At 45.1% G+C, this 9,593-nt stretch carries 8 protein-coding genes; 2 read left to right on the top strand and 6 right to left on the bottom strand.

The genetic code is table 11. The annotated features are described in order from the left end of the window. The 4 genes from ACZ25G_RS02650 to ACZ25G_RS02635 form a co-directional block, all read right to left on the bottom strand. On the bottom strand, window positions 1–392 hold a 392-nt coding region (locus ACZ25G_RS02650), incomplete at its 3' end, for a PfkB family carbohydrate kinase (RefSeq protein WP_463681447.1). A gap of 319 nt (window positions 393–711) precedes the next feature. After that, on the bottom strand, window positions 712–2,133 hold the full coding sequence (locus ACZ25G_RS02645) for an L-fucose/L-arabinose isomerase family protein (protein WP_191510469.1): 1,422 nt from the start codon (window positions 2,131–2,133) through the stop codon (window positions 712–714). Between the two features lie 138 nt (window positions 2,134–2,271). Then, window positions 2,272–3,210, bottom strand: a complete 939-nt coding sequence (locus ACZ25G_RS02640) for a transketolase family protein (RefSeq protein ID WP_224771559.1) — start codon at window positions 3,208–3,210, stop codon at window positions 2,272–2,274. Window positions 3,211–3,223: 13 nt separating this feature from the next. Next, the gene (locus ACZ25G_RS02635) at window positions 3,224–4,048 is read right to left on the bottom strand and encodes a transketolase (protein WP_191481875.1); all 825 of its coding nucleotides are present in this window, start codon (window positions 4,046–4,048) and stop codon (window positions 3,224–3,226) included. A 733-nt stretch (window positions 4,049–4,781) separates the two neighbouring features. Here ACZ25G_RS02635 and ACZ25G_RS02630 point away from each other — a divergent pair. Both ACZ25G_RS02630 and ACZ25G_RS02625 read left to right on the top strand, forming a co-directional pair. After that, window positions 4,782–5,708 carry an ROK family protein gene (locus tag ACZ25G_RS02630; protein ID WP_342680541.1) on the top strand — a complete coding sequence of 309 codons (927 nt, stop codon included), beginning with the start codon at window positions 4,782–4,784 and terminating at the stop codon, window positions 5,706–5,708. Then, window positions 5,701–6,255: an SIS domain-containing protein gene (locus ACZ25G_RS02625; RefSeq protein WP_191481877.1), complete on the top strand. Its 555-nt coding sequence runs from the start codon at window positions 5,701–5,703 to the stop codon at window positions 6,253–6,255. Before ACZ25G_RS02630 ends, ACZ25G_RS02625 begins: the two co-directional genes overlap by 8 nt. Window positions 6,256–6,379: 124 nt before the next feature. Here the strand turns inward: ACZ25G_RS02625 and ACZ25G_RS02620 are convergent, their stop codons facing one another. Together ACZ25G_RS02620 and ACZ25G_RS02615 are read right to left on the bottom strand one after the other, a co-directional pair. Continuing rightward, the gene (locus tag ACZ25G_RS02620) at window positions 6,380–7,372 is read right to left on the bottom strand and encodes an ABC transporter permease (RefSeq protein WP_463681446.1); all 993 of its coding nucleotides are present in this window, start codon (window positions 7,370–7,372) and stop codon (window positions 6,380–6,382) included. 1 nt (window position 7,373) lies between these two features. Continuing rightward, on the bottom strand, window positions 7,374–8,861 hold the full coding sequence (locus ACZ25G_RS02615) for a sugar ABC transporter ATP-binding protein (protein WP_463681445.1): 1,488 nt from the start codon (window positions 8,859–8,861) through the stop codon (window positions 7,374–7,376). Between the last annotated feature and the right edge of the window lie 732 nt (window positions 8,862–9,593).

The raw sequence follows: 9,593 nt of genomic DNA, 5'->3' as shown, positions 1-9,593 counted from the left end.
CCAAAGTGGAAAATCTTGGTGTTGTCAATGAGAGAAAGATCCACCTCATCAAAGGCCAGCATCATATCCGCGCCCGGATTGCGATAGAAGGAAAAACGGCGGTCTCCGGAGGGCAGCAGCTTGACAAAAGCCAAAGTTGTATTACACGCATCGGTCATCACCACACCCTTGGTATCAATGCCAGCCTGCTCCAGTGTCTCGATACAGACATCACCGAACATGTCCTTGCCTACCTTGCCGATAAACGCTGCCTTTTTTCCTAATTTGGCAACGCCTGCGGCTAGGTTGCAGGGGGCGCCGCCCGGCTTCTGTTCAAAAACGATTTTGTTCTCGGGATTGGAATAAGGAGTAAAATCAATAATAAATTCACCCAATGATACTACATCATACATCATTTTACGCACCTCTGTCTTCTCAGAATTTCTTCTCATTGTAAAAATCACTTACATTCCATATCCCTCGCAAGATCTGCTTACACGTCTAATTTTCTTTCTTCATGATGTCCATTAGAATATGAAATATATCTATTCTTATATTACAAAAATTTTTTCCAACTTGCAAGTATATTTATCCATTTTCTGTATTTTCAACAAAAGTCTTTTTAAGATACATCTTTACAGCAGAAAGGGCCCGGCGCGTTAGGCGCCGGGCCCTTTCCCATGGATTGCCTATCAGTATCGTTCTGGGAAGAACGGGAATCCCAAAATCCAATTATTTGGAACCTCTCAGCCATGCCTGGATTTCCTTTTCTTCAGGATCGACCGGATCGGGAGTAATCCCCAGATACTTACATGCCTCGTACATCACCGGGACGATGTACTCATGAATGCCAATGGCATGATGGATATAAGGACCGGTGATGACCTTTTCCTCCCACAGGGGCCAGTCATTGACCTCCACCCAGAGGAAGGAGCCGCGGGAGAACCGGCCATGGTAGCCTTTCGCCTTACCCATGAGCAGGGAGTACTCTCCATGGTCGCCGTCGAAGCGGATGATGGAGATATCCCCGCCCTTGATTTCGCCCTCGCCGGTACCCTGGGACTGGGACGGGAAGGTAAAGTGGGTGCGGAATTTGCCGTCGGTCATAAGAGAGGGCGGGAAGTTGCCGCAGTGGAAAAGCAGTTCTCCATTCTCATTATCCCAATCGCGGACAGTGATATCGGCGAAGAAGGCCGGTTTCTGTCCGAAGGTCGCAGCCTGCGCCATAACAGATGAGATAGCGCCGCAGATATCGGTTTCACATGCTACCGGGAAGCCCTCCTCGGTGAGCAGGCCATTGGCAAGGCAGGGCATAATGTCCATGCAGTCCTGCATGGCGTTCCAGCACTGGATCGCAGCACAGTTGCACTGGTATTCGTCTGCAAAGGACTTCATGGCAAGCTTCATGGCTGCCACCCGGATGATATACTTCTCCTCTACCCCCTGGCAGTTTATTTTCTTCTTGATGTCTGCCACAGTGGCTTTCAGCTCGTCGCTGTTTTCTGCTTCCAATGCCTTTGTCTTCATTTCCAGCTCTGTCAAAGAGATGGGATGGGTTTCAATGCCGAATTTCTCCAGCAGCTCACCCTCATTGCAGATGACAGACCAGAAACCGGCCGGACGGGTATCGATTTGAAGAATTCTTGTCTTTTTAAAATGCTTGACCACGTTGGCGGCGCGGATAAAGTTGTCAAAACCTCTGGCAAATACTTCGCTATCCAGGGTGGAGTTGGTAATATAGGTGAATTTCACCCCGAAGCGGCGGAGTACCTTACCTGTGGCAAACATACCGCATTGGGTATCCCGCAGGCGCTGCCCATCGGGCAGGGGGGCTTCATCCCGGGGGCCCCACAGCAGGGTGGGTTTTCCTACTTCCCTGGCGATGCGGGCCACAGAATCCTCTGTACCAAAATTGCAGTGGGGGATGAAGATGGCGTCTACCTTGTTGACCTTCATCTTGTGGATGATAGCTTCCACATCCCTGATATTGTCAACAATCAAGCCCTCTTCGTTGATATCTTCAATTCCTACAATCTCAATGCGATCGGTATATTCCTCCAGCTTTTCCCGGATCAGCTTATTGAATTTGATAGCATCCGGCACACTGAAGATAGTTCTTCGGGTGGGGATATAACCAAGAATCAATTTTTCCATGAATGATCCTCCTTTTGTGGTTTTCCTATGTTTTTTCAGAAGAAGTAAGGATAAAATGCAGAGCCTCTCTGCCAATGAAGGTAAACAAAATCTCCTTATTAGAAATAAGGAGATTTTGTCGCTCTGCTTTAGTTTCGCTTATTTCTTTGCGATGACTTTCTTTGCAGCCTCTGCAATATCCTCTGGTCTCATATGATATTTCTCCTGGAGGAAGGGCAGGAAGCCAACTTCGCCAAAGTGATCTTTCACACCGATGGCCTCAGTGGGAACAAAGACACCGCGCTCGGAGAAGTCTTCCAGAATAGCGGAACGCAGGCCGCCGATAATATTGTGGTTCTCTGCAGTGACCAGGCATCCGGTCTTCTTGACAGAAGCCGCGATGGTCTCGCCATCCAGAGGTTTAATGGTATGTACGTTGAGGATCTCAGCATTGATGCCGTCTTTTGCAAGAATATCGGCAGCTTTCTGTGCCTCAGCAACCATATAGCCAGAAGCGGCGATGGTTACATCTGCGCCCTCTTTGAGCAATTCCGCCTTGAACAGATCAAACTCAAAGTCGCCTTCATGGACGTCCTGAGCCTCTGTTCTCTGATGACGGATGTACATAGCATGGGGATAATCATTGATGACCGGCAGTGCCTTGATAAACTCAGCAGCATCAGCTGGCTCATAGATGACCATGGTGGGGATGGAGCGCATAACGCCAATATCCTCCATGCCCATATGGGTTCCGCCGTTGGTCTCTGCACAGATGCCAGGGTCGGTACCAATAAGTTTAACATTTCTCTTTGCATAGCAGACAGAAATTGCAATCTGATCGCATGCCCGGCGGGTGAGGAAGGGGGTAAAGGTAGCAACATAGGGCTTAAAACCATAGGCGCTCAAGCCTGCCGCGTATTCTACCATCATCTGCTCAGCAATACCCACATCCAACGCTCTGTCGGGGAACTCCAGTCTCAGCTTTTCACTACCATGCGCTTTTGCCAAGTCGGCGTCAATAAAGACCACCTTTTCATCTTTGCGCATCAATTTAGTAAACTCTTCATGAAAGATTGGTTTCATTAATGTTTTGCTCATTCTATTCCCCTCCTTACTTTACTTCGCTGTACATCTGTGCAGCCTTTTCGCCGGCAATGCCCATATGATGGCAGCCAACCTGATCCGCTTCTGCGAAGGAAACGCCCTTACCTTTGGTTGTGTGCAGGATAATCATGGACGGCTTGTTATTTTTACCTTTTGCTTTTGCCAGACAAATGGTCTTATAGATAGCATCCATGTCATGGCCGTCGCACTCGAATACGTTGAATCCAAAGGACTCCCATTTATCCATAATGGGCTCAAGAGAAACCATATTATCAACCCAGTCATCGATCTGGGCTTTATTATAATCGGTAAACGCAATCAAGTTGCCCAGCTTCTGCTGAGAAGCGGTCATAGCGGCCTCCCAAATAGAACCTTCCTGACTCTCGCCATCACCCAGAATCGCATAGATATATGCGCCATCCTTCATAATCTGCGAGCCTTTAGCCAATCCAACAGCACATCCAAAGCCCTGTCCCAAGGAACCGGCAGTGAAGTCAATACCCGGAGTTTTATTCATATCGCAGTGGCTGGGGAGGTTGGTATTAGGTGCATTCAAAGTTTTCAGCCAATCCATGGGGAAAAAGCCTTTCAGGGCCAGAGTTGCATACAGGGTGGGGCCTGCGTGTCCTTTAGACATAACCACTCTGTCTCTGCCTTCCATTTGAGGATTCTTAGGATCAACGTTCAACACTTTATAGTAAAGAACGGTGATCAGTTCAACGCAAGACATACAGCCGCCAAGGTGGCCAGCTCCATGAGTAGCAATGGCATCACAGGTGTGATAGCGAATTTCTTTTGCTTTCTCTTTCAAATCAACTTCTGGAAAACTCATAGTATCCCTCCTGATTTAAATTACTGATAGGCTGTACATATATGCAATCTGCACAAACGAGGCCAGTTCATACATCACATATACGCACATCTCACTCTATTAAGATAGGGCGTCCCTATTCCTAATCACCTAGTAAATCAGGATTGCAGCTATACGCTGCTATCCTACCCAACTTTACACAATAATTGTATATACATACTAAAAATTCAGATGTTAGTTCTTAAATTCTACGAAATATATACGAACAACATCTGAAAATAACCGGAAATAAGTTTGGAAATCTCCGTATTATGTCCTCATTATATACCAGTTATTCTCTAAAATCAATGTTTTTAAGGAACTTCATCCATGAAATTAGTTGTTTTTTCTTTTAGCAGTTAATAATACATTTTTTTATCTATTTTCACTAAATTGCATTGTTCCCTTTTATTCATTTAATCGAGGAAAAATGTCTTTATTGTAAATTCTGAGGATATCGAAAAGATTTGTCCCACAAATACCCCTTCTTTCATGCAAAATCAATAGCCCAACTAGGTTTATTCATAATTTAGACACAATTACTTTCTGCCATTTTTTTGTTAGTCGTGTTACAGTTCAGGTGGATTTCCTTCTTAATCGGCAAAATATGTACCGCATATTGTTCCCATCTTTCCGTATTTGGCGACTGTTTCATTGTGTTTTGATGCTTGCAATGCTATAATTGCATCATGAATAAATTAAAAAGGAGGAAGTTATGTTTTTCTATAAATATGTACTGGCGATTGATATCGGCGGTTCAAAAATGCTCGCCTCCATTGTTGACAGCGACGGTAATCCCGCCATTGTTTTCCGCAAAGAATTCTCTTCGGCGGTCAGTGTCTCCTCGTTAACGGAAGATATTCTCACTACAGCTAAAAAAGCGATGGATGCTACCAAGCGAAAGGCGGAAGCCATCGGTGTTACCATCCCAGGTGTAGCTGACACGATCCGGGGACTTTGGCATTATGCGCCCTTCTCCGGAGTTAGCAACTTTCCTATTGGCCATATTTTAGAGGAGGCTTTTCATCTGCCAGTGTTTATTGACAACGATGTCAATGCTTGCGCATTGGGCGAACGGATGTACGGTTGCTGTAAGGATACAGACGACTTCGCCTGGATTACCATTAGCAATGGGGTTGGAGGAGCTATTTTTTCCAGCGGCCAGTTAATTCGTGGTTTTTCCAACGGTGCCGGTGAGATTGGCCATATTGTAGTAGAACCAGACGGAAATTTATGCCCCTGTTCACATCGCGGTTGCCTGGAAGCACACGCTTCTGGAAGAGCAATTGCCGCTGCTTACGAGAAGATGACAGGTATGCAGAGTACAGCTAAAAAAATCGCGCAGCTTGCCCGCATTGGTGATCAGGCTGCTCGTCAGGTTTATAACCAAACCGGTTTTTATCTTGGTAAAGCTGCTTCCTATATTGCTAACATTGTGAATCCAGAAAAAATTGTTTTTGGTGGTGGTGTATCCATGGATTTTGACCTTTTAGAGGGCAGTATCCGAGATGCTTTGGACCAAATGGCATTTACTACAACCAATCAAAGTTTAAAATTATGTAAAACTGCTCTAGATTATAATGCTGCACTGATTGGTGCCGCAACTGTAGCACAGACGAAAGGTGGTAAATATATTGCGTAGTACACAGGATTATATCAATACCCTTAAAGACGAGCTCGATCGTCTCCAAACTGATGAAATTGATTCTGTTATCCGGCTGCTCAAAAAAACAAAAGGAAGCAGTACTCAGATCTTTCTTGCTGGCAATGGTGGAAGTGCCGCTACCGTTAATCATTTCATGTGTGATTTTTCTAAAAATGCTGTTCCAGGAGATATTGGGCGTTTTCGAGTTATATCTCTTGCCAATTCTGTTAGCTCCATTACCGCTCTTGGCAATGATTTCACCTATAGTGACGTTTTTGTCGAGCAACTAAAAAATCTTATGAATGACGGAGATATCCTTATTGCGGTGTCCGCTAGCGGTAACTCTCCCAATATTATCAAAGCCTGTGAGTATGTCAAGTCTAGAAAGGGCGTTGTGGTTGGCTTGACTGGATTTGATGGAGGACGGCTCCATCGCCTGGCTGATCTTCCCGTGCACTGTGACTGTGACTGCATTGAGCAGGTGGAGGATATGCACCTAATGGTACTGCACATTCTTGTATGCGCCTTTAAATTTGGATTTTAGGCATGTTTGTTTATAAAACAAAAAAGCAGGGATGGATTTCATCCATCCCTGCTTTTGGCATTACGCAAAAATAAAGAGACGCACAATTGCTTGTGCGTCTCTTTCATGTGGGGTATGTATTAGATTAGAACTTCTGTCTGCTCTTTCTGATGATGTCGAGATAAACAGCTGCCAAGATGATAACACCTTTAACAATATACTGCCAGAAGGAGTTAACGTTCAGCAGGTTAAGGCCGTTGGACATAAACTGGATAACCAGGATACCAACCATTACGCCGCCGAGTTTACCAACGCCGCCCAGGAAGGAGACGCCGCCCAGAACGGAAGCCGCGATGGCGTCCATCTCAGCGCCTTGTCCTGCAACAGGCTGGCCAGAGTACATACGAGCCGCCAGAACGATACCAGCGATGGAGGAGAAGATACCGGACAGGGTGTAAACGATGATCTTAACCTTCTTAATGCTGATACCAGAGAATCTTGCAGCCTCTTCGTTACCACCAACGGCATACAGGTGACGGCCAAATTTAGACTGGCCCAAAACAATAACCATGATGATGAAGATAACCAGGGAGATAACAACAGGGATGGGAATAAACCCAAGGTAACCAGTACCAATGACGTTGAACTCGTCAACCAGGCAGCGGATGGGCTGGCCGTTTGCGTAAACGTAAGCGACACCACGTCCGATGAACTGGGTGGCCAGGGTTACAACGAAGGGAGGCATGCCAGTGTAAGCGATAATGAAGCCGTTGACAACGCCGAACAAGGCACCGATCAAGAAGCCCAGCAGCATGGCCAGCCAGATGTTCATGCCATTGTTGGAAATGAAGCCGGCGGTCAGGGTACCGGATACGGCAACAACGGAACCAACGGACAGGTCAATGCCGTTGATGATAATCGCCATGGTCAAACCGAGAGCCAGGTTCCAGGTTGTTGTTGCCTGACGGAGAACGTTAGAAAAGTTATCCCAAGTAAGGAACACCGGGGAAAGGATGGTCATAACAACGACCAGAATCAGGAAAGCGAGCAGGACTGCGACATTTTCTTTAAAATAGGTGACAACGCCGCGTCCAAATCTTACAAAAATGTTATCATTTTTTACTGCTTGAGCCGCCATTTTATCTTCCTCCTGCTGCATGATACATTATTTTCTCTTGCGTGAAGTCTTTTCTGTCGACTTCGCCGGTAATTTCGCCTTCATACATGACATAAATCCGGTCAGCCATACCGATAAGCTCAGGCATTTCGGAGGAAATCATGATGATAGATACACCCTGCTCCGCAAGGCTATTCATAATCTGGTAAATTTCAGCTTTTGCACCGACGTCAATACCTCTAGTCGGCTCGTCAAGGATTAAAATCTTAGGATGTGCGGCCAGCCATTTACCGATCAGAACCTTCTGCTGATTACCACCGGACAGGTTACCAATTAGCTGACGGGTAGAGGGGGTCTTAATCGCCATTGCTTCAACGTAGGTGTTGATAATCTCATTCTCTTTTTTCCGGTTGACATTGATGCCTTTAATGAAGTCTTCCAGAACAGAGATGGTCATATTAAAGCCAACCTCATTTTTCAGGACCAAGCCTTCTCTCTTCCGGTTCTCAGGAACAAGAACAAGGCCCGCCTTTTTCGCATCCTGAACGCCGTGGAACTCAACCTTTTTGCCATCAATGAAGACTTCACCGCCGTCGCGTTTATCAAGGCCGATGATGTCTTTCATCAGTTCAGAACGACCGGCACCAACCAATCCCGCAAAACCAAGGATTTCTCCTTTGCGCAGCTGGAAACTGGCTTCTTTTACCAATCCACCCTTGACGTTCTTTGCTTCCAAAATCACATCGCCCAACTCGTGGAAGGTTCTGTGATAGTAATCGCCCAGCGTACGGCCAACCATCAATGCGATGAGCTCATCCTGGTTTGTTTCAGCGATGACCTTGGTAGCGACATATTGACCATCACGCATGATAGTTACGCGGTCACAAATTCGGAACAGCTCCTCAAGCTTATGAGAGATATAAATAATTCCGATACCCTGCGACTTTAACTGCTCAATGATCTCAAACAGACGCTCAACCTCTTTATCCGTCAGGGAAGAAGTCGGTTCGTCCATGACCACGATCTTTGCGTCGATAGCAATTGCCTTCGCAATCTCAACCATCTGCTGCTGGGCAATACTCAGTGCGATGACCTTACGATTTGCCTTCATATTCATATGGAAGCTATCGATTAATACCTGGGATTCCCTAATCATCCGCTGATGATCCACAGTGCCCAACTTTGTACGAGGCTCCTTGCCGAGGAAAATATTCTCAGCAATTGTCATATAAGGCACCGTCATAATTTCCTGGTGGATAATACTCACGCCAGCCGCGTCAGCGTCCGGAACCGAGTTAATCTTAACCTCTTTGCCATCAATAATGATTTGACCTTGGTCGGGATGATAAATACCGCCGAGAACCTTAATCAGGGTAGATTTACCTGCACCATTCTCACCGAGCAATGCATGTACTTCGCCTGCTTTTAGTTCGAAGTCAACACTATTCAAGGCATAGACTCCAGGAAATTGCTTATGAATGTTCTTCATTTCTAATACAGTTTTTCCCACAGATTCTCACCTTCTTCTGCTAAGATAAGCACTGAAAATATTCTGAAGCAGCTTCAAGCATACATTCAGTACCTCTCGAAAAACAGCAAGAGGAGACAGCCTCTTCCTGCCTTTCCAGTACTCTGTCAATGACAGAAACTTTCCATCAGCCTCTCGGTAAAATAAACAAAAGGCTATGAAAAAACCACTTATTTATAGATCGTTTGACCTAACACTAGTTTCATGAACATAGGCAAAAGACATCTTTTTTAAGGCTTTTCCCATGTCTGTTAGATTGCTAGAGCCCTTAGCAATCATTCGAAAACTAGTAAAGTTTAACAAATCTATAAATTTAATGTGATGTTATTATTATAGCTGTCGAACCTCAGCTTTTCAATATACCATCCGTCGAAATTCATCATAATTTTTTATGGGTTATTCACAAACACTTCATTATTTATTTTTTTATTTTCATTATTTTCTCCGCCTGTATACCACTTTACGCTTTGATTGCCAAATCCAGGGTTTCCCACGAACTTCTCCTGATTTCTCTGAAGATACCCCATATATATGAGTGCTTGTACCCAAATATTACTAAGGACGCCACCAAAAAGGATTTTTATTTTTTTGTTTCACTTTTATTTTTTAAACGTATTCCTTCTAAGTTGTATATACCTCATAAAAAGCAAAAGATACAACTTTTTTGTTAGGAGGCGATCTACAGCTGGCTCCTATATTCCGCCAGAATATAAT

Source organism: Zongyangia sp., from assembly GCF_965361945.1.
The sequence above is the reverse complement of the archived record's forward strand: the minus strand, read 5'-3'. Positions and strand labels throughout refer to the sequence as shown.